General features: G+C 38.5%; 19 protein-coding genes. 10 read left to right on the forward strand and 9 right to left on the reverse strand.

Translation table 11 applies throughout. The features are described 5' to 3' along the window. Window positions 1-259 precede the first annotated feature (259 nt). From I5515_RS11075 to rimI, 3 genes are all read left to right on the forward strand, one after another. Window positions 260-1,141 (forward strand): metal-dependent hydrolase, encoded by an 882-nt coding sequence (locus I5515_RS11075; protein ID WP_199966687.1) that lies wholly within the window; start codon window positions 260-262, stop codon window positions 1,139-1,141. A 232-nt stretch (window positions 1,142-1,373) separates the two neighbouring features. Next, window positions 1,374-2,249 carry a metal-dependent hydrolase gene (locus I5515_RS11080; RefSeq protein ID WP_199966689.1) on the forward strand — a complete coding sequence of 292 codons (876 nt, stop codon included), beginning with the start codon at window positions 1,374-1,376 and terminating at the stop codon, window positions 2,247-2,249. Window positions 2,250-2,356: 107 nt separating this feature from the next. After that, the gene (rimI, locus tag I5515_RS11085) at window positions 2,357-2,812 is read left to right on the forward strand and encodes a ribosomal protein S18-alanine N-acetyltransferase (RefSeq protein ID WP_199966692.1); all 456 of its coding nucleotides are present in this window, start codon (window positions 2,357-2,359) and stop codon (window positions 2,810-2,812) included. 41 nt (window positions 2,813-2,853) lie between these two features. On the opposite strand, the gene I5515_RS11090 is transcribed toward rimI, so the two are convergent. The 3 genes from I5515_RS11090 to trxB form a co-directional block, all read right to left on the reverse strand. After that, window positions 2,854-3,669 carry an arginyltransferase gene (locus I5515_RS11090; RefSeq protein ID WP_199966694.1) on the reverse strand — a complete coding sequence of 272 codons (816 nt, stop codon included), beginning with the start codon at window positions 3,667-3,669 and terminating at the stop codon, window positions 2,854-2,856. A gap of 18 nt (window positions 3,670-3,687) precedes the next feature. Beyond that, window positions 3,688-4,419, reverse strand: coding sequence for a leucyl/phenylalanyl-tRNA--protein transferase (aat, locus tag I5515_RS11095; protein WP_199966696.1), 732 nt, complete (start codon window positions 4,417-4,419; stop codon window positions 3,688-3,690). A 117-nt stretch (window positions 4,420-4,536) separates the two neighbouring features. After that, a complete protein-coding gene (gene trxB / locus I5515_RS11100; protein ID WP_199966699.1) occupies window positions 4,537-5,484 on the reverse strand; it encodes a thioredoxin-disulfide reductase in 948 nt (315 codons plus the stop codon). Between the two features lie 269 nt (window positions 5,485-5,753). Here trxB and I5515_RS11105 point away from each other — a divergent pair, with 269 nt between their 5' ends. After that, complete coding sequence (locus tag I5515_RS11105; protein WP_199966707.1) at window positions 5,754-8,789, forward strand: DNA translocase FtsK; 3,036 nt, start codon at window positions 5,754-5,756, stop codon at window positions 8,787-8,789. Between the two features lie 152 nt (window positions 8,790-8,941). Beyond that, a complete protein-coding gene (rhtC, locus tag I5515_RS11110) occupies window positions 8,942-9,562 on the forward strand; it encodes a threonine export protein RhtC (RefSeq protein ID WP_199966709.1) in 621 nt (206 codons plus the stop codon). Between the two features lie 42 nt (window positions 9,563-9,604). Here the strand turns inward: rhtC and I5515_RS11115 are convergent, their stop codons facing one another. From I5515_RS11115 to I5515_RS11140, 6 genes are all read right to left on the reverse strand, one after another. After that, a complete protein-coding gene (locus I5515_RS11115) occupies window positions 9,605-9,892 on the reverse strand; it encodes a PA4642 family protein (RefSeq protein WP_199966711.1) in 288 nt (95 codons plus the stop codon). A gap of 84 nt (window positions 9,893-9,976) precedes the next feature. Beyond that, entirely contained in the window at window positions 9,977-10,249 is a 273-nt protein-coding gene (gene minE, locus I5515_RS11120) for a cell division topological specificity factor MinE (RefSeq protein ID WP_003653273.1), read from the reverse strand. Window positions 10,250-10,251: 2 nt separating this feature from the next. After that, a complete protein-coding gene (gene minD, locus I5515_RS11125) occupies window positions 10,252-11,064 on the reverse strand; it encodes a septum site-determining protein MinD (RefSeq protein ID WP_199966713.1) in 813 nt (270 codons plus the stop codon). 66 nt (window positions 11,065-11,130) lie between these two features. Further along, a complete protein-coding gene (minC, locus tag I5515_RS11130; RefSeq protein WP_199966715.1) occupies window positions 11,131-11,859 on the reverse strand; it encodes a septum site-determining protein MinC in 729 nt (242 codons plus the stop codon). A 121-nt stretch (window positions 11,860-11,980) separates the two neighbouring features. After that, window positions 11,981-13,027, reverse strand: coding sequence for a preprotein translocase subunit SecA (locus tag I5515_RS11135; protein WP_199966717.1), 1,047 nt, complete (start codon window positions 13,025-13,027; stop codon window positions 11,981-11,983). Between the two features lie 14 nt (window positions 13,028-13,041). Then, window positions 13,042-13,968 (reverse strand): acyltransferase, encoded by a 927-nt coding sequence (locus I5515_RS11140; RefSeq protein ID WP_199966719.1) that lies wholly within the window; start codon window positions 13,966-13,968, stop codon window positions 13,042-13,044. A gap of 246 nt (window positions 13,969-14,214) precedes the next feature. Between I5515_RS11140 and I5515_RS11145 the strand changes: the two genes are divergently transcribed. The 5 genes from I5515_RS11145 (at window position 14,215) to argB (ending at window position 20,120) form a co-directional block, all read left to right on the forward strand. Continuing rightward, window positions 14,215-14,871 (forward strand): OmpA family protein, encoded by a 657-nt coding sequence (locus I5515_RS11145; RefSeq protein WP_199966721.1) that lies wholly within the window; start codon window positions 14,215-14,217, stop codon window positions 14,869-14,871. A gap of 193 nt (window positions 14,872-15,064) precedes the next feature. Then, a complete protein-coding gene (locus tag I5515_RS11150) occupies window positions 15,065-17,104 on the forward strand; it encodes a UvrD-helicase domain-containing protein (protein ID WP_199966723.1) in 2,040 nt (679 codons plus the stop codon). Between the two features lie 24 nt (window positions 17,105-17,128). Continuing rightward, window positions 17,129-17,581 (forward strand): dUTP diphosphatase, encoded by a 453-nt coding sequence (dut, locus tag I5515_RS11155; RefSeq protein ID WP_002121799.1) that lies wholly within the window; start codon window positions 17,129-17,131, stop codon window positions 17,579-17,581. 197 nt (window positions 17,582-17,778) lie between these two features. Continuing rightward, the gene (locus I5515_RS11160; RefSeq protein WP_199966725.1) at window positions 17,779-19,197 is read left to right on the forward strand and encodes a phosphomannomutase/phosphoglucomutase; all 1,419 of its coding nucleotides are present in this window, start codon (window positions 17,779-17,781) and stop codon (window positions 19,195-19,197) included. Between the two features lie 14 nt (window positions 19,198-19,211). Continuing rightward, window positions 19,212-20,120 (forward strand): acetylglutamate kinase, encoded by a 909-nt coding sequence (argB, locus tag I5515_RS11165; protein WP_199966727.1) that lies wholly within the window; start codon window positions 19,212-19,214, stop codon window positions 20,118-20,120. Window positions 20,121-20,194: the final 74 nt, after the last annotated feature.

Below are 20,194 nucleotides of genomic sequence, written 5' to 3' on the forward strand. Positions count from 1 at the left end.
CCGTGAAGGTGGTCGTACTGTAGGTGCTGGTGTTGTTGCGAAAGTAACTGCATAATCACTTTCAGTGAAAAAAAGCGCTCTTTTTAGAGCGCTTTTTTTATGTTTAATTGTCTAACAATCACTATAAATGCTGGCCTTAACTGATATTCCAATGTCCTTATTTACCCTTAATCCTTTTTATTAAATTTGTATGATAAGAATCAAGAAAACGAACAATAAAGTTTGAGTAACTTGGGTTACTTATTAAGGAGCTTTGGGTATGAATGCTAAAGTGAATATTACTAATCGCGCAGGGGCGAGCTTTCCTGTACGTCGTATGAACTTTGACTTTAATGATGTACCAGAATATTGGATGAATGGTTCTGCTGGACTAACACACTTTATGACAGCATTGTCGGCCTTGTTTCCAGCAGGTGAGAAATTCTTCATAGATAGTGTACGGGCTGTACGTTATCATCCATCTATTAAAGATGATGAAGTATTGCAAAAAGAGATTAGTGCCTTCATTGGGCAAGAAGCAATGCATACTCAAGAGCATGTAAATTTTAATGCTTCTGCTCAAAAGTTTGGTCACGATGTAGAAGCGTTAGAGAAGTTTACCGACACGGCAATTCAAACAGCAATTAAAACTTTTGTAAAAATTGTCAAACCTTTCGGTATGACCAAAGATATGGTTGACCTAACGGCTACAACAGCACTTGAACATTTTACCGCTACGATTGCTTCACAATTATTAGTCAATAAACATATTCAAGAGTTGATGACAGACGAAACTATGTCAACTATGTGGTATTGGCATGCTATCGAAGAAAATGAGCATAAAGCCGTAGCTTTTGACGTGTACGAAGGTGTATTCGGTAGGGGTGTAAAGGCTTATGCATTACGTACAAGTTCTCTAGTATTTGCTATGACTTTGATTTTTTTGATTCAGTCTTCATTTGTGCTTCGTCTATTAAAGCAAGATAAAAAGTTAAATCTGGATGAGCTATCGGTGATTTATAAATACGCATATAGCCCGTCGAAAGGTATCATTACTGGTATGGCTAAAGAAATGCTGGCTTACTTTAAGCCTGGTTTTCATCCAAATGATTTGGATACAGTAGGTCTATTAAAAACATGGAAAGCAAAATTAGGTTTGTAATTTAAATCTATGTTGATTTGAAAGGGCTTATTAGTAGCCCTTTTTCTTTTTAAGTACTAACAATAACGATTAGCAGGTCTATGCACCTTTATGGGGTTATTAATGACCTCATCTGATATTTCTCTGTCCTCATCTGCACTTAATTGGCACATTGAAAGACGTATGATTATAAATATTAAGAAAATAAATAAAGTTATATGTGAATTAGCTATTCACTTAAAAGGAGTCTGAGATGAATGCTAAGGTAAATATTTCCAATCGTGCTGGTGCTAGTTTTCCTGTGCGTCGTATGGACTTTGAATTTGCTGAGGTCCCTCGCTATTGGGCGAATTATGATGCAGGATTAACTCATTTTATGACAGCATTATCAGCTCTTTTCCCAGAGGGTGAGCAGTTCTTTGTAAATAGTACACGTGCTGTTCGAAATGATCCAAAACTTGCAGATCCTGATCTTCAAAAAGAAATTAGCGCTTTTATCGGTCAAGAAGCCATGCATTCGAAAGAACATTTAGCATTTAATGCTTCAGCACAGGCTTATGGATATGATGTACGTCATATGGAAAAGCAAACAGGCAAAGTCATTAAGATGGGTACGGCTGCTGTAACCAAATTAATGAAACCTTTTGGCTACACCAAAGAAATGATTGATTTGACTGGAACATGTGCTCTAGAACATTTTACGTCTACCATTGCAGCTGAACTTTTACAAAATCCTGAAATTCAGGCAATGTTCCAAGATAACACGATGTATCATTTGTGGATGTGGCATGCAGTAGAAGAAAATGAGCATAAGGCTGTGGCATTTGATGTATATACAAGCATGTACGGACAAGGGCCAAAAGCTTATTTCATGCGTTCAACAGCTTTAATTATTGCAATGGCATTAATTTTTGCCACTCAGACACATTTCACTGCCAAGCTATTAAAAACCGATGGAAAATTAACATGGAAAGATACGAAGTACATGCTTAAGTTTATGTATGGTCGTAAAGGTTTCATGACACGTCAAATTCCAGAGTTACTTGATTTTTTAAGACCAAAATTTCATCCAAATGATTCTGACACTACAGCACTGTTAGCAACTTGGCGTGAAAAACTAGGTCTCTAGAAAAGGTGATAAAAAAGGACAATTCAATTGTCCTTTTTTTTACTCGTTTTTTCTTGTGAAGTTTTTATAATACGCATTACTTTGAAACTTTGATTGTGCTGGAACCCATGATTCGTATTATGCAAAACACTGATGTTGATATTGTTGTACAAATCGAAAAATCAGTGCAAACACATCCATGGTCAAGACAGCAATTTGTAGAATCTTTGAATTCCTATCAATGTACAGTCATTGAGTCACAAAACAGGGTAGTGGGGTTTTGTATTTTACAACCCGTATTAGATGAAGCAAATTTATTGCTTATGGCAGTTGATCCTAAAATGCAAGGTCAAGGCTTAGGGTGTGAATTATTAAATGCATCAATTGATCAATTAAAAAATCAACCAGTACAAATATTTTTAGAAGTTCGTGAAAGTAATAAAGCCGCTATCGGTTTGTATGAAAAAACAGGTTTTCACCAAATTGACCTCCGTCGCAATTATTATCCTACCCCAGAAGGCGGGCGGGAACATGCAGTCATTATGGTAAAAACCTGTACCGATGATTTTGCATCGTTATTCTAAATTTCGATCTGATCACATTTCATAACCAGGCAGGATCAAAATTATTTAATAATTAAATTATTCCATTCAGAAGGTAATGTTGTCATAAGCGACGTACCTAACTGTTGAATTTCTTCTGGTGACAAAGATTTGTTTAAACGGCGCCATTGTCCATCTAGCAAAAGTTCTAAAGGAGTATATTGCGATTTATAATTCATTTTAGCTGAATGGGGTACCCAATAGCCTAAGTAAAGATATTCTAAACCAAGCGATTTAACATATTCGATTTGGTTAAGAATAGAGTACACACCAAGTGATCTACGATGTTCATCTGGATCAAAGAAAGTATAGACCGCAGATAGCCCATCATCCATTAGATCGCAGGTAGATACACTGATTAAACGGTTATCTTTCCAAAGCTCAAGAAAAAAGCTATCTGTACAACTATGTACTAAAAACTTTTCAAACTGATCTAAGCTAGGTGGAAACATATCTCCATCAGCATGACGTTCATTAATATAGCGTTCGTATAAATCATAATGAATTTGTGCTGCTTGCTGAGTAGGCAAAACAGTCATAGTTAAATCTTGATTTCGTTTCCACGCTTTTTTTTGCATCCCGTTCATTTGAAAATCGGCAACTGGAACACGGCAAGATAAACATTGTCTGCATAAATGGCATTCAGGGCGATAAACGAAGTCACCGCTACGACGAAATCCTAAACGAGACAATTCTGAAAGAGTGACCACATCAATCCGATGAATAGGGTCTAAAAACACCATGCGCGCCGATTTATTTTCTAGGTAGCTGCAATCATGAGGTGGAGTAATATAATACTGCAAATCATTTAAAAGGGACTTCGGGTGATATGATTTCATGATTGGTCCCTCCTGTTATCATTCCATTAATTTTGCATCTAATGCTATTGTTTTACTTGAAAATACACCTTCTTGATACTTTTTCCAATTGATAGAAGGGTGAATAATTACATCTTGTAACGATTTTAAGTAGTCTTGACGAGAAAGTGTACAAGCTCCTAAGCTAATTAAGTGGCTATTTACAAGTTGACAGTCCACCCAAGGGAGCTGGTTTTCTTGTCCAATCAGCATTAATGTATAAAAAGCCATCTTTGAAACATCTGTTTCATTACTAAACATTGATTCACCGAAGCATCCTTTGCCAATCGTAATGCCGTACAAACCTCCAACGAGTTGGTCTTGTTCCCAGACTTCGACACTATATCCATAGCCTGCATTAAACATCTCACAGTAGCCCTGAATAATATCTTCACTAATCCATGTTTCGTTTGCATAACTTCTTGGTAGAGAACATGAGCGAATCACTTGCTCAAAAGCCCGATTAACCGTAATTGCATAGTCATATTTTTTCATATTTCTAAGTAGTGACTTGCTTGGCTTGTAATTTTGAGGGTAGATGACACAACGAGGTTCTGGGCTCCACCAACAAATTGGCTCATCTTCATTGAACCACGGGAATAACCCATGAGTGTACGCTTCATACAGAGTAGAAGGGGAGAGATCAGCTCCAATACAAATTAACCCATGACCATCCGGATCGGATTCAATAGGGTCAGGAAAAATGAATTGCGTGAGTGGAAGTGTATTCATAAAAATAAAATGAGCTTTAAGGTTATGCTAAAAAAATTAATATATGTCAGCTAGTCATTATTCTAAAAAAACAGCCGTTATAAGAACGGCTGTTTTTAAACTCTAGAAATCTATTATTTAAAGATTATCTAGATATTTTTCAGCATCAAGTGCCGCCATACACCCTGACCCAGCAGAAGTAATGGCTTGGCGATAAATACTGTCAGCTACGTCACCAGCAGCAAAAACACCAGCTACAGAAGTCGCTGTTGCATTACCAGAAGTACCGCTTTGAACTTGAATATAGCCATCACGTAAGTTTAATTGGCCATCAAACATTCCAGTATTTGGTTTGTGACCAATTGCAACAAATAGACCGTGAACTTCTACATCTTGCTTAGTGTCATCTTGAGTTGATTTAAGGCGAACACTTGTTACGCCAGTATTGTCACCCAATACTTCTTCAACTTCATGATTCCAGATGATGCTGATTTTGCCTTCTTTTTCTTTGGCAAATAAATGATCTTGCAAAATCTTTTCAGAACGTAAGCTATCACGGCGGTGTACTAGCGTTACATGTGCAGCAATATTTGATAGATACAGCGCTTCTTCAACAGCAGTGTTACCACCACCTACAACCATTACTTTTTGGTTTTTGTAGAAGAAACCATCACATGTTGCACATGCGCTTACGCCTTGTCCCATAAAGTTTTGTTCAGACTCTAGGCCAAGATATTGAGCTGTAGCACCAGTTGCAATAATTAAAGCATCACATGTGTACTCTTCCATATCACCTTTAAGAACAAAGGGACGTACATTTAAGTCCACTTCGTTAATATGGTCATAGACGAGTTCTGTACCAAAGCGTTCAGCATGTGCTTGCATACGATCCATTAATGCAGGACCTGTTAAACCTTCAGGATCGCCCGGCCAGTTGTCAACTTCGGTTGTTGTTGTAAGTTGCCCACCTAGCTGTAAACCTGCAATCAAAGTAGGTTTAAGGTTTGCACGTGCTGCATATACAGCTGCACTATAGCCTGCAGGGCCAGAACCGAGAATAATTAACCGAGAATGACGAGCACTCATTGAGGGTATCCTTATTTATTTCGAGAATTTTGAAAATTATACGTGAATTTACCGATCAATAGCGTTAAATCAATGTGGATAATATTGATCAGGTCAATCGAATTAAGTTATATAACAATATAGAAGTGCCTCATGTTAACAACAACTGTAAAGAATCATGCACCTTTTTTGTAAGAACAGGTGCATAATATAAAGTTCATTCGTTGAAGATCTAAAATGTAGTTCTTCACATCTCTAAACCAATAATTAAATGGGTTACAGGACAGTATATGACTGCGGTGTCGAGTGTTTATGCACAGCGCTTATTGATGACATTATTCTTGGTTTCTTTTGGCATTTATATGTTTCTGGCGACAGTAACATATACACCATTTGACCCGGGCTGGATGCATATTTCCAGTGATACTCAGCAAGTATCCAATGCAAGTGGTATTGCCGGTGCATGGATTGCAGATTTGCTGTTTGGTTTTTTAGGATGGGCAAGTTTGCTTATTCCAATTTTCCTTTTTATTGAAGCAATTCAGGTGTGGTGGCCACGTAGTTTTTTAAACCGCCCATTTCGTTATGCTGCACAATTCTTTTTAATTCTGGTTGTGTCTAGCCTGCTTTATTTACACTGGAATGTACCAGCAGATACTTTAGATAATGCAGCTGGGGGAATTATTGGTTATGAGTTGGGTCAGAGCCTATCTCAATTGCTCACAATTTATGGTGCGACTCTATTTTTACTGGTTTTCGGAGTGGTCTTGTTTACTCTTGCATTTGGGGTGCAATGGAGCAAAACATGGATTACGCTTAAAGCGACACCAAGTTATTTACAAGATTTATTTTATAAAAATGTATCACCGAGCGAATCGGATTATGATTTAACAACTCAGCCTGCTCAAAAAACTCCAGCGGTTAAAGTTGCTGAAAAAGTAGAGACAAATGCTTCAAGTGAGAAAGTAGCCTCAGTCCAGTCTGAAAGTACTCAACCTGCGACAACACGACATGATGCGGTTGCTGAGCGCCTATTTGCAGATGTGCTAGCAAAAGAGCAGAGCCGACCTGAACCTGTAGTAGACACACCAGTTGCAAATACTCAAAACTTTGAGCATACGCTTGAGCAAGCCCACAAGCTTGAACAAGATAGCCAACGTTTAGTCGCTACGGGTGAGGTATGGCGTGCTTTACAACGCGATGATGCTAGCCATAAGCATGAAATTGATGCGCTTTTAAGAGCAGCAGATGATTCAACTGAACAAGCTCCTGCTCATGAGCAATTCCAGCAAACTATTTCTCAAGTTCATCAAACTCAGCCTACAACTAAACAAGACTTACATGGTCTTGATTGGAATGACGATGAGATTTTTGATGAATTGCTCGCTGCGGTGCCAAACAGCAAAACTGCAACAGATGTGCATACACCCTTTGTTCAAGATCAGCATGTAGACGCAGAACCTACTTCTCAGTCGGTGAATATTGCGAAAGAAGCTTCTACACCTTTATCGAATGTAAATCAGTCACCTAAAAATTTAGCAAATGAACAAATTTTTGAAGACTTTGATGATTTATTAATAGATGAAGATATTGCGCCAGCAGAACCTGTCAGAGCAAGTAGTTATGCTCAGTCTTCAGCATTTGTAAAAGCTCCTATTCAAACGACAATTCAGGCCGATAAACTTTCAAAAGAAGAGTTTATTGAGGCTTGGCAGGAAACCGCAGGGAAACCTCAGGAAAATCCTGATATTGATGAAGACGATTTCGATTTAGATGCACCATTAACAGATGCATCGGGCCGACCAATGTCTCGTGCAATGCAGGTTGCTAAGAAGCGTTTGGATTTACCAACATTACCCGGCCTTGAGTTGCTTGATAAGGTTGATCCGAATAAGAAAGTTAACTTTACTGAAGAGCAGCTTTCGCGTTTATCTGAATTGCTGGAAATTAAGTTACAAGAATTTAATGTGAAGGCTCAAGTGGTTGAAGCTCAACCGGGGCCAGTAGTCACCCGTTTTGAGTTAGATTTGGCGCCAGGTGTTAAAGCATCTAAAGTAACGAATATTTCGCGTGACTTAGCTCGTTCAATGTCGATGGCTTCTGTGCGTGTGGTAGAGGTTATTCCTGGTAAACCGTATATTGGTATTGAAGTGCCAAACAGTGCCCGTGAAATGGTGCGTTTGATTGAACTATTGGAAACACCAACATATCGTGATCCAAGTGCATTAATCAGTATGGCAATGGGTAAAGATATTTCAGGTAATCCAGTATTAACTGATTTAGCGAAAGCACCGCACATGTTGGTTGCTGGTACGACGGGTTCTGGTAAATCCGTTGCGGTAAACTCGATGATTTTATCGATGTTGCTTAAATATACACCTGACCAGTTGCGTTTGATTTTAATCGATCCAAAACAACTTGAACTTGCAAACTATAATGATATTCCTCATTTATTAACTCCAGTCGTTACTGACATGAAAGATGCAGTAAGCGCGTTGAACTGGTGTGTGAATGAAATGGAACGTCGCTATAAGCTAATGTCGTTCTTAAAGATTCGTAAATTAAGTGACTACAACCGTAAAGTTGAAGAAGCAATTGCGAATGGGGAAGATCTAATTGACCCAACATGGAAACCAAGTGACTCTGCAACACAAGAACGTGCACCTCGTTTAACACCGTTACCATCTATTGTAATTGTGGCAGATGAGTTTGCCGACATGATTATGCAGGTCGGTAAAAAAGCAGAAGAAATGATTACGCGTTTAGCGCAAAAATCTCGTGCTGCGGGCATTCATCTATTACTTGCAACTCAACGTCCGTCTGTTGATGTGATCACGGGTTTAATTAAAGCCAATATTCCAACGCGTGTAGCTTTACGTGTAAACAGTAAAATTGACTCTCGTACTATTTTGGATGCTGGCGGTGCGGAAGATCTGCTTGGTCATGGTGATATGCTGTTCTTGGGGCCTGGTAAAATCGAACCTGAGCGTGTGCATGGGGCATTCATTAGTGATGATGAAGTAAACCGTATTTGTGATGCTTGGCGTGAACGTGGTGAACCTGATTATGTCGATGAGATCTTAACGCCATTTGACGAAGAGCCGACTTCACGTGGTTTTGAAGACGGTGAGGGCGGTTCTGACCGTGATGCACTTTATGACCAATGTGTTTCATTTGTTTTAGAAACCCGCAAAGCTTCTACATCTTCGCTACAACGCAAATTTAGCCTTGGTTATAACCGTGCTGCCCGTATCATCGACCAAATGGAAGAGAACGGTATTGTGAGCGCAATGGGACCAAATGGTAAACGAGATATTTTAGTTTAATATGAATTGACTAAAAGCCTCTTCGGAGGCTTTTTTTATGAGTAAAATAAAATGAATACACCCTTTAAATAGCTTAGATATTTTATCGTATAGTAAAAAGTGGTAATGTATTTTTCCTAAATAAATAACAATGAAACAGATTAGGAGAAAACATGTTCTTGGCTCTTATTACTTTAGCTTTTATTCATTTTTGTGCACTGATTACTCCCGGCCCTGATTTTTTTCTAGTATCTCAAACAGCTATTAGTCGATCACGTAAAGACGCTATGTTAGTAGTTGCTGGTATAACAGCAGGTGTTATGTTTTGGGCTTGTTTGGCGCTGATGGGATTAAATCTTATTTTTGAAAAAATGGCTTGGTTAAAACAAGGTTTGCTGATTGCCGGTGGCTTATATCTATGCTGGCTGGGCTATCAGATGTTACGTTCGGCTTTTTCAAAAAATCAGCAAGAGGACACTGTTGCTGTAGAGCTGCCAAAAGCACCTTACTTATTTTTTATTAAAGGTCTTATAACGAATCTATCAAATCCTAAAGCTGTTATTTACTTTGGTAGCGTTTTCTCTTTATTTTTAGCCAATCCTCAACTTGATCAGGTTCATTGGTTACTGTTTATTATTGTCACGGTTGAAACGATTTTATGGTTCTGCTTTGTCACTTTTATTTTCTCGTTACCGAGTTTCAGAGTGGCTTACCGTAATTTCTCAAAATGGATTGATGGTATTTCAGGTGGTATTTTTACTGTGTTTGGTATTTTCCTGATTGGCAATCGATAAATTTATGTAAGAAAAAAGCCTCTTTAAGAGGCTTTTTATTTTTTAAGCAAACTTTGCTAGTACTTCTAAAAATGGTGCCGATTGACGCGGAAATTTGGTAATCACATCATGGATGCTTTGGCCTTCAGGGTCTTTGGCATTAATATCGCGTCCATCCGCAATAAATTGAGTCAAAAGACGTTCATAGTCTGTTGGACGCATATGTTTGAATGCATGGTAGAGCACATGAAAATCTGCGTTCACACCCGCTGGCGGAAGTTGGTTGAGGTAGGCAAAAACACGCTCATCGGACCATTCTTCATTGAAAGTTGCTGGCTGTGATAATGCCATGACAATCTCCTCAGTTTTAAAAAAGGCAAAATAACTTGCGTTATTTTGCCTTGATTCTGTTTTATTGAATAGTCAGAAATAGAATTATCGTTCTTCAGGTAAATTGATATTCATTTCTAACATTTCGATATTGGCTTCAGAGCGAACTTGCATTTGGATATGCTGTTCACCTACACCACTTACATAACGACTAACCACTTGCATGATTTCTTTCTTCATCTGATCAATCTTATCTTGGCTTAAACGACGGCCTAAACCTTGTTCAGAAGCAACAATAACTTTCAAACGATCTTTGGCAGTTTGAGCACTTGATGGCTTTTCGTCACTGCTAAATAATTTACTCCAGAATCCTGCCATAACTACGCTCCAAATAGTCGTGCTAACCAGCCTTTAGGTTGAGCTGTGATGTGTCGATAAGGACGGTCTTCGCCAAGAAAGCGTGCAACCAAATCATCATAACCCTGACCAGCTTTAGTTTCTGAGTATAGAATTACTGGCTTACCCTCATTTGATGCTTGTAATACACTTGGACATTCTGGAATAACACCTAATGTCGGTACGCGCAAAATATCTTTAGAAATATCATCAATTGTTAGCATTTCCTGACGGTCAGCACGTTCAGGGTTAAAACGAGTAATACATAAGTGTTTACGTATACGTCCTTCGTTTTGTTCAACTTTTTTGGTTTTGCTATCTAACATACCAATAATGCGGTCAGAGTCACGTACTGAAGAGATTTCAGGGTTCGTTACAATGATTGCTTCATCTGCATGATACATGGCTAAAATCGCACCACGTTCAATACCAGCAGGTGAGTCACAGATAATGTAATCAAACTCTTGAGCTAGCTCATCAATAACACGAGCAACACCTTCGTCGCTCAATGCATCTTTATCACGTGTTTGTGAAGCCGGCAAAATATAAAGGTTTTCGATATCTTTATCGCGAATAAGGGCTTGCTGCAGACGTGCTTCGTTGTTAATAACATTGACAAAATCATAAACAACACGACGCTCACAACCCATAATCAAATCAAGGTTACGTAAGCCTACATCAAAATCAATAACAACAGTTTTATGACCACGAAGGGCTAAACCTGTTGCAAAAGATGCGCTCGTTGTAGTTTTACCTACACCACCTTTGCCTGATGTTACGACAACAATTTTGGCCACCGAATCCACTCCTATTATGGTCATACACCCTTAAAAGGGCTGTTTTTTGGTGATTTGCTTAATAAATTAAAGTTCAATCGCTTCAAATTCAAGCTCTTGCTTTTCATTTAAATAAATATGTACTGGCTTTTTTACCACATGTTTAGGGATATCATCTGCGACACAATACGTTCCGGCAATGGAAACGAGCTCAGCCTCTAAAGATTGGCAAAAAATGCGTGCAGCTGCGTGCCCGCCCGCACCAGCAATGACTCTACCACGAACTGTGCCATAAATATGTATATTTCCTGATGCTATCACTTCAGAACCACTATTCATGCCAGCTTTTAAAATAATATCGCCGTTATCTTGTACGAGGGATTGGCCTGTACGCAAAATTTCATCATGATAAGAGGTAATATGAGCAACCGCTATCTTGTTTAGTGGTTTTTTTGTTTCTGCTGAAGACGAGGCAGGAGCTGTTGCAGGTTTTTCTACAATCGCGACTTGTTCAGTGGTTGCTTTAATGCGTTGTAAGGGCTGATCTGCGGGTAATACAGGGAACTGAATAGCACGTGCTTCATCACCTAATATACCGTCGATGACCGCCATAGGTTGTAATCCTAAACTCACCAACAGCTGAATTAAAGCAATCAACTCTTGCTCAACAGTACTATCTATAATAACGACAGTTCCTTGATAGGAACCTTCATTTAAAATATTTGATAATTGCTGGCGGATCACATCATGATCATTGGTGTCGAAGGTTATCCTGCTAAAGTTAACCATTCTGCCGGTAATCCGGATATCAGCCATAAGTCTTCCTTCAAGGCGTTAAAACGAGCTGTAATATCGTTAAGTTTATTGTAAATAGAGCAAATGCTAGAACAATTTGTGCCAATTCTCTAGCGAGATTCATAAAAAATTAAGTAAATGCTTATTCTTTGATTCGATCATGCTCCGAAAGCGTTTGTTGCCACTGTTTGACTTTAACTTGTTTGCGAATTGCTTCAAGGCTTTCGAATACGACAGATTCAACAAGTTGCTCAAGCTGACGATTATTAATATTCACGTTACTGATCTTTTCTGAAATTAATTGATAAGTTGCATTGGGTTGTTCTTTTGATCCTTCAATTAAAGGTTCGATTAAACCGGCACTAATATTTTCACCGAGTCTTTGACCAATACTTTGAATTTGCTGTTCAATACGTCCACCTACAAGGGGGATCAATCTTAATAACTGGGTTAGCTCAGGTGTATCTTCTATTGCTTGATCAACAATCTGTCCAACACCTTTTGTGATTATTGGTTTTTGTTCTTTTAAAGCAGTCGCTAAAGACTCTTGTAATATAGAGGTGAGGGTAAGTGTAAATTGCTCGCGATGGTGATTAATTAGCTCGTGAATAATTTGTTTATGTGTTGAACTGGTTTGAAGCTCACTTCGAATACCATCAATCACCGTAATAACAACACGGTCAGATAGTTCTTCCATAATTACACGGTAGTAGAATAGACCATTTTTTCTCCAGCTTTCAGGAATAATCGGATAGCCTAATTCGTATAGACGGTATGCGATAATACCAGCGCGAAATAAACGTAAAAAACGCAATTGTGGAATGATGGCTAAGATTTCATATCCATGAATGAAGGGGAAGAAAAACCAACGTTTATGGTGTTTGTAAACAATAGAAATACCCCAACGGACAACAAATTCGGTAATTAAAAAAGCAATGAACCAAGCTTCAGTCGTAATCACCCAAGGGTGTAAGTAGGTTTTATAAAAGATGAGTACTTGGGGCAAGTGAATATGTTCAAAAAACCATGCCCCAATACTGCTCATTAAAAAGAAATTTGCTGCAAGACAGAACAGATTGAAAATAATGATAAACACCATAAAGATGTCATAAATCAAAAACAGCTTAAAAGAAACGCTGCTTGAGTTGATATGGTGATATTTTGCTTGTTTTCCGGCACTGTTTTGCATGGTTATAAATGCTTTTAATGAGTTGAAGTAGTATATCGAGCTTTCATTTGTTCGATGAGTTGATCTTTTTCAGTCCAGAGTTCATGCACCCATTGTTGAAAGCGTTCACGGTAAACTGGGTCATCTTCATAATTCCCGCCGAGTACCCAAGCCGGTATTTCAAGTTTACGGAGATTTACCGCAATTTGTGAAACATCACCTAACCAAAAATCACCATAATCTGGCACACCGTCAGGATAAACAATAGTCATATCAACCAAAGCATCAATTTTGTCACCCAAGATATTTAATGCAAGTGCTAAACCACCCGCTTTAGGTTTGAGTAAATGTTTATAGGGAGATTTCTGTTGATCATGTTTTTCTTGAGTAAAACGGGTACCTTCCAAATAGTTTAATAATGTAAAAGGTTGGCTTAAAAGCTGCTCGCAGGCTTTGCGCGCTTCCATCATGTCTCGGTCTTTGAGTTCTGGGTTTTTCGCGATTTGCTCTTTGGTATGACGCTTCATCATTGGGAAGCCTAAAATTTTAAAGGCTTGACCAACGAAAGGAATAAAAATGAGTTCCCATTTGGTAAAAAAGCGGGTGAGGGGCATTCGGGTTAATCCAAAATACTGGTTTACAGTAGTATCAACCCAACTTTGATGGTTACATGTCATTAAGTAACGACCTTGCATACTCAAATCAAGATCTTCATCGATCGTAATGTCCCATTTTAAATTAGGTAAAACATGATCAATGAGCCAGTTATTGACAGCAAGCCAGCTGTTTGTAATCTGAATATTGGTTTCATCAATTTTAGAGGATTTATTTAATAACTTAGTCAAACCTAAAGCCAATACAGGTGGTCCATGAAAAAAAGTACTACCTGTGATGACTGTACCTACAGTGAGTCCACGTGTAATTTTTTTTAGCGCAGATTGCTTATTGGGTGCAGTTGACATATAAATGACCCCGAATATCTAAAATCCATAGAAAGTTGTTCAACTATAACTATCGTGAAATGAAATACAACGGTATCTTAGATAACAATGAAGAAATTGTGATGAGTGAGCGCCTTAAAGTGCATCAAAATATTACAAAAAACTAACTAAACTGTTTATTATTAACAAAATATCAATGTTTTATACTTCCTTTTTGTTTCATTATTCATCCAGACAACAAAACACACAAATGTGAGGAGGCATGCAATGCGTGCATTAGCGATTTCAACACTAATCGGGGCTGGTTTGGTTCTTTCTGGTTGCCAAACTACAGGGAATGGCGGCAACGGTTTTGAATATGACAAAACAGCAGTAGGCGCAGTACTTGGTACAGCATTAGGTTACGGTATTTCTAAAGGTATTGGTAACGGTAGTAGCGCTCAGAATAACCGTGCAATGGCAATCGGTGCAGTTCTTGGTGGTGCTGGTGGTTTATATCTTGACAATAAAGAGAAAAAATTACGTCAACAAATGGCGGGTACTGGCGTAAACGTTGGCCGTAACCCAGATGGTTCTGTTCAATTGATTATGCCTGGTAGCATTACTTTTGATACAAACAAATCAAACATCAAGCCAAACTTCTACGCAACTTTAAACAAAGTTGCTCAAACTTTGGCTGAAGATAACAAGAGCGCAATTCTTGTAACAGGTTATACTGATAACACTGGTAATGATTCAATCAACATTCCATTATCACAAGCACGCGCTCAATCAGTACGTAGTTATTTAGCAAGCCAAGGCGTATCTGCTGGCCGTATCGACGCGCAAGGCTATGGTTCATCTAACCCAATCGCAGACAACAGTACTGCAGCTGGTAAAGAACAAAACCGTCGTGTAGAAATCAGCATCTATGCAAAACAATAAGATTTAAATTATTGTATTAAAAGCCACCTTCGGGTGGTTTTTTTATGGGCTTTGAATAATAAACAACCACGACAAGCTGCGGCGCATAAATTGCATTATTAGACATCATTTATACATATCCGTAGATTTACTATTGGGATTCTAAAACAGAGATGACTATAATCATGCTCGAAAAATTAAGAGGTAATACACGATGTCATCTGCCAGTCAATTGAACAACAAGCAAGAAGAAGCCATGAAATATACTCAAGGCCCTCTATTGGTGCTTGCTGGTGCTGGTTCAGGCAAAACATCGGTAATTACTCGTAAGATTGCTTATTTGGTGCAGCAATGCCGTATTCCGGCGCATCGTATAACTGCGATGACCTTTACAAATAAAGCTGCACGTGAAATGAAAGAGCGTGTGTCCAAGCTTTTATCACGTGAAGAATCAAAAGGTTTATCAGTCTCTACTTTCCATACTTTTGGTTTAAATCTTTTACGTTTAGAACTTAAGAATTTACCTTTAAAAGCTAATTTTTCGATTTTAGATGCAGACGACTGTAAACGTATTTTGATGGATTTGATGCATCGTGATAATTTGTCGGGTGCAGAAAGCAAAGAATTAATTGCCAAGGCAATGAAGAAAATTTCAGATTGGAAAAATGATCTGATCGTGCCAGAGCAAGCGCATTCAACATGTGAAACGCCTGAAGACGTACAATTTGCCCATCTTTACCAACTTTATGAACGTAATTTACGTGCCTACAATGCAGTCGATTTTGATGACCTAATTGTTATGCCAACACGTTTACTACAAGAAAATGCAGAAGTACGTGATAAATGGCAAAACCGTGTTCGCTATTTATTGGTCGATGAATATCAAGATACCAACACGGCTCAGTATATTTTAGTCAAACTTTTAGTTGGAGTAATGGGGCAGTTTACGGCGGTAGGTGACGATGACCAGTCGATCTACGCATGGCGTGGAGCCAAGCCTGAAAATATGGCTTTGCTGAAACAGGACTTTCCAAATTTACATATTATTAAACTTGAACAGAACTATCGTTCGACTAGCCGTATTTTAAAAGCAGCGAACTGTGTCATTCAAAATAATCCGCATATTTTTGATAAAAAGTTGTGGAGTGATAAAGGGCATGGTGAAGTCATCAGAATTATTACTTGTCGTAATGATGATGATGAAGCAGAGCGCGTAGTAAAAGACTTACTTACTCATAAGCTCATGAATGGTAAAAACTGGAAAGATTATGCAGTTTTATACCGTGGTAACTTTCAGGCTCGTGTATTAGAAACACAGCTTCGCCAAATGCAGATTCCGTACAAATTATCTGGTGGTACTTCATTCTTCGCTCGTGCAGAAATTAAAGATGTGATGAGTTATTTGCGTCTTATTATTAACCCTGAAGATGACAGTGCTTTCTTGCGTATTATTAATACCCCTAAACGTGCAATCGGACCGGTTACTCTAGAGAAGTTAGGTTTATTCTCACAAGAAAATAATCTGTCTTTACTTGGTGCTTCTGCTGACCAGCGTTTAAGTATGGTGCTACCTAAAAAGGCAGAAACTCAACTGCATGAGTTTGCCGACTTTATCGCGACGTTTACTCGTGAGTTGTTAGAAGATGATGAACCTGTGCCTAAAGTTCGTCAAATGATGAACGAAGCGGGCTATATGGATTACGTTCGTGAGCAGTCAGCAACCCCTGCACAAGAGAAAAGTAAATTCGATAACATCGAAAATTTATTTACCAGTATTCAAAATCTGATTAATCGTGCAGAAGATGTGGATGAAAAGAACATTGAAAGTGTCATTCGAAAGCTGGTTCTGCTTGATCTGTTAGAGCAGCAACAGGAAGAAGAAGATACAGACAAAGTTAACTTACTTACTCTGCATGCGGCAAAAGGTTTGGAATTCCCATATGTGTACATTATGGGTCTTGAAGAAGAATTATTGCCTCATAAAAACTCAATTGCAGCAGAAACGATTGAGGAAGAGCGCCGTCTCATGTACGTGGGAATTACCCGCGCCCGCCAAGGGTTAACGTTGACTCTGGCTGAGCAGCGTAAAAATGGTGGACAGATGAAACAGATGACCCCAAGCCGTTTTCTTGATGAGCTTCCGCAAGATGAGCTCGAATGGTTAGGGCGTAAAAAGAAAATTGCAGCAAATGTTGACCCTAAAGAACAGGCTCAACAATATTTGGCAAATTTGAAAGCTTTATTAAAGCGTTAATTTTTTTAATTTTTAGGAAATCCCATGAAAGTTCAAGTTAAATTGCTCGATCCGCGTTTAGGTAAAGAGTGGCCTTTACCTTCATATGCAACAGCAGGTTCAGCGGGTTTAGATTTACGTGCCTGTTTAGATGAAGCAATTGATATTGAACCAGGACAAACTGTTTTAGTTAAAACAGGTATGGCAATTTATATTCATGATGTAAATTTTGCTGGTTTAATTTTACCGCGTTCAGGTTTAGGCCATAAACACGGCATTGTGCTTGGCAATTTAGTTGGTTTGATTGATTCGGATTATCAAGGTGAATTGATGGTTTCGGTTTGGAACCGTGGTCAAACGACATTCCGTTTAGAACCAGGTGAGCGCTTGGCTCAATATGTTCTAGTGCCCGTAGTGCAGGCTGAATTTGAGCAAGTGGAAGAGTTTGAAGAAACTTTACGTGGAGCAGGTGGCTTTGGTCACACTGGGAAACAATAATTTACTTATAAAAAATAATGAAAAGAAACGCCTGATTTACAGGTGTTTCTTTTTATGCCTTGAATGTTACAATGAATTATATTACAAAACGCTTTACTCATATTCTTTTAATTTTTTTAGCAAACACCTTTTTCAAATTTTGAATAATCTATGTTTTTTGCGATAGATCAGATTGATCTTTAAATAGAAGATACGCTATGAATGTAAGACACTCATTCCCAAAAAATATTTTCCGTGCTTACGATATTAGAGGCAAACTTTCTTATTTAACCACGGACGTTGTTCGTTCAATTGCCTACGGATTGGCGCAACAATATAAACAAGCAAAACAAAATCAACTGGTCATCGGTTATGATGCCCGCCTAACAAGCCCAGCCTACGCGCATTTAATCGAAGAGTTTTTATTAGAACAGGGCTTAAATGTTACAAACATTGGCTGTTGCTCAACCCCGATGATGTATTATCTCGCACGGAAGTTTGGTAGCAATGGCATTATGGTGACGGCTAGCCATAATCCTAAATCAGATAATGGTATTAAATGGATTTTAAGAGGTGAGCCTCCATCTCCAGAAATGATTCAGCAAGTTGGTGAATTTGCTCAAACTTATACATCTACTCATACAATTTCATTATTAGAATTAAAAACTCCTCAATTTAAATCAGAATTTTGCAAAGAATACCAACAAGCCATCTTAAAAGATATTCAACTCAAGCGTCCTTTAAAGGTCGTATTAGATGGCTTACATGGTTCGGCAGGACATTGCTCAAAACTCATCCTTGAAAAAATGGGTTGTGAGGTGATTGCCTTACGTACTAACCCTAACGGTGAGTTCCCTGATCATGCTCCCGACCCTTCACATGCTTCGCATTTGAAAGCATTACGTAAAGCAATTATTGAGCAAGAGGCAGATATAGGTATTGCTCTTGATGGTGATGGCGACCGTGTTGTATTGGTTGATGAGAAAGCCAACATTATTACAGCTGATCGTCTATTGTCGTTGTTTGCTCAAATGTGCCTTGAACAACAACCAGAAAAAGAAATTGTATTTGATGTGAAATGCTCGCGTATGGTTCAAAGAACTGTAGAGCAACTTGGTGGTCAGGCAAAAATGATTCGTACGGGAAGTAGTTTCCTCCGTACATATTTATCTAAGTCCAAAGGTCACGCCATTTTTGGTGGTGAATATGCTGGTCATTATGTTTTTAATGACGGACGTGGTTTTGGATATGATGATGGTATATATGCTGCACTGCGTGTAATGGAATATTTCACTCAATCTAAAGCTAAAACAATTTCTGATTTATTTTCTATTTATCCAGAAAGATGCTGTACCGAAGATACCTATATTAGTACCCATCAATCCGACCCTATGCATGTACTACAAGATATTGAAATTTTGAGCCATCGTTTAGGTGCTGATATGAGTAAAATTGATGGTGTACGTCTTGATTTTGATGACGGTTTTGGCATTATTCGAGCATCAAATACGGGTGAGTATTTTACTGTAAGATTTGATGCGGATAATCCTTTACGTTTAAAGGAAATCCAGCAAAAATTTATTGATATGTTGCAAGAGCGTTACCCGCAAATTGCACAAGAACTTTCTGAGTCCTAATAAGGAGAGGCGCAATGCCACAAGATCAGCATCTCGGCGTCGACAAAGCAAAAATCTTGATTGAAGCTTTGCCATACATTCAACGTTTTTCTGGTAAGACGCTAGTGGTGAAATATGGTGGCAACGCAATGACTGATCCAGAGCTCGAAAGTTCATTTGCACGAGATATCGTTTTACTTAAAACTGTGGGTTTAAATCCAGTTGTTGTGCATGGTGGTGGTCCACAAGTTGACTCTTTTTTAAAACAATTAGGTCGTGAGTCTAACCGTATTGATGGTATGCGTGTTACCGATGCAGCAACTATGGAAGTGGTTGAAATGGTATTGGGTGGCAGCGTAAACAAATCTATTGTTAATTTAATTAATAAGCATGGTGGCCGCGCTATTGGTCTAACAGGTCAAGATGGCAACCTATTACGTGCCCGTAAACTCTTAATGGAAAAACAAGAAGAAGATGGTTCTATCAAACATATTGATTTAGGTATGGTAGGTGAAGTGACTGGGGTAAAAACAGATGTGTTAGAAATGTTTACCCAAAGTGACTTTATTCCTGTTATTGCACCATTAGGTGTAGATGAAAAAGGCAACACCTATAACATCAATGCTGACTTGGTGGCTGGTAAGGTGGCCGAAGCATTGGGCGCAGAAAAATTAATTCTGTTAACCAATATTACTGGTGTATTAGATGAAAATAAAAACCTGTTAACTGGTTTAACGACTCAAGAAGTTGATCGTTTAATCGAGACTGGTGTCATCTATGGTGGGATGATTCCTAAAGTAGGCTGTGCGCTTGATGCTGTAAAAGGTGGTGTTGTAAGCGCACACATTGTAGATGGTCGTGTACCACATGCGACATTACTTGAAATCTTTACAGATCACGGTGTAGGTACGCTAATTTCAAATCGTACAAACGCAGCTCACTAAATTTAGTGTTTTTATTAAAAGATCACGCTAAGTGGTCTTTTTTTATATCATTTAATTTTGGTCATTTTTTTGTC

Origin of the sequence: Acinetobacter calcoaceticus (genome assembly GCF_016508255.1) — a bacterium.
Classification (GTDB): domain Bacteria; phylum Pseudomonadota; class Gammaproteobacteria; order Pseudomonadales; family Moraxellaceae; genus Acinetobacter; species Acinetobacter calcoaceticus_E.

Coding starts and splice junctions, on each gene's coding strand:
- I5515_RS11075 (WP_199966687.1), top strand. CDS start 260: ATGAATGCTAAAGTGAATATTACTAATCGCGCAGGGGCGAGCTTTCCT.
- I5515_RS11080 (WP_199966689.1), top strand. CDS start 1,374: ATGAATGCTAAGGTAAATATTTCCAATCGTGCTGGTGCTAGTTTTCCT.
- rimI (WP_199966692.1), top strand. CDS start 2,357: ATGATTCGTATTATGCAAAACACTGATGTTGATATTGTTGTACAAATC.
- I5515_RS11090 (WP_199966694.1), bottom strand. CDS start 3,669: ATGAAATCATATCACCCGAAGTCCCTTTTAAATGATTTGCAGTATTAT.
- aat (WP_199966696.1), bottom strand. CDS start 4,419: ATGAATACACTTCCACTCACGCAATTCATTTTTCCTGACCCTATTGAA.
- trxB (WP_199966699.1), bottom strand. CDS start 5,484: ATGAGTGCTCGTCATTCTCGGTTAATTATTCTCGGTTCTGGCCCTGCA.
- I5515_RS11105 (WP_199966707.1), top strand. CDS start 5,754: ATGACTGCGGTGTCGAGTGTTTATGCACAGCGCTTATTGATGACATTA.
- rhtC (WP_199966709.1), top strand. CDS start 8,942: ATGTTCTTGGCTCTTATTACTTTAGCTTTTATTCATTTTTGTGCACTG.
- I5515_RS11115 (WP_199966711.1), bottom strand. CDS start 9,892: ATGGCATTATCACAGCCAGCAACTTTCAATGAAGAATGGTCCGATGAG.
- minE (WP_003653273.1), bottom strand. CDS start 10,249: ATGGCAGGATTCTGGAGTAAATTATTTAGCAGTGACGAAAAGCCATCA.
- minC (WP_199966715.1), bottom strand. CDS start 11,859: ATGGCTGATATCCGGATTACCGGCAGAATGGTTAACTTTAGCAGGATA.
- I5515_RS11135 (WP_199966717.1), bottom strand. CDS start 13,027: ATGCAAAACAGTGCCGGAAAACAAGCAAAATATCACCATATCAACTCA.
- I5515_RS11140 (WP_199966719.1), bottom strand. CDS start 13,968: ATGTCAACTGCACCCAATAAGCAATCTGCGCTAAAAAAAATTACACGT.
- I5515_RS11145 (WP_199966721.1), top strand. CDS start 14,215: ATGCGTGCATTAGCGATTTCAACACTAATCGGGGCTGGTTTGGTTCTT.
- I5515_RS11150 (WP_199966723.1), top strand. CDS start 15,065: ATGTCATCTGCCAGTCAATTGAACAACAAGCAAGAAGAAGCCATGAAA.
- dut (WP_002121799.1), top strand. CDS start 17,129: ATGAAAGTTCAAGTTAAATTGCTCGATCCGCGTTTAGGTAAAGAGTGG.
- I5515_RS11160 (WP_199966725.1), top strand. CDS start 17,779: ATGAATGTAAGACACTCATTCCCAAAAAATATTTTCCGTGCTTACGAT.
- argB (WP_199966727.1), top strand. CDS start 19,212: ATGCCACAAGATCAGCATCTCGGCGTCGACAAAGCAAAAATCTTGATT.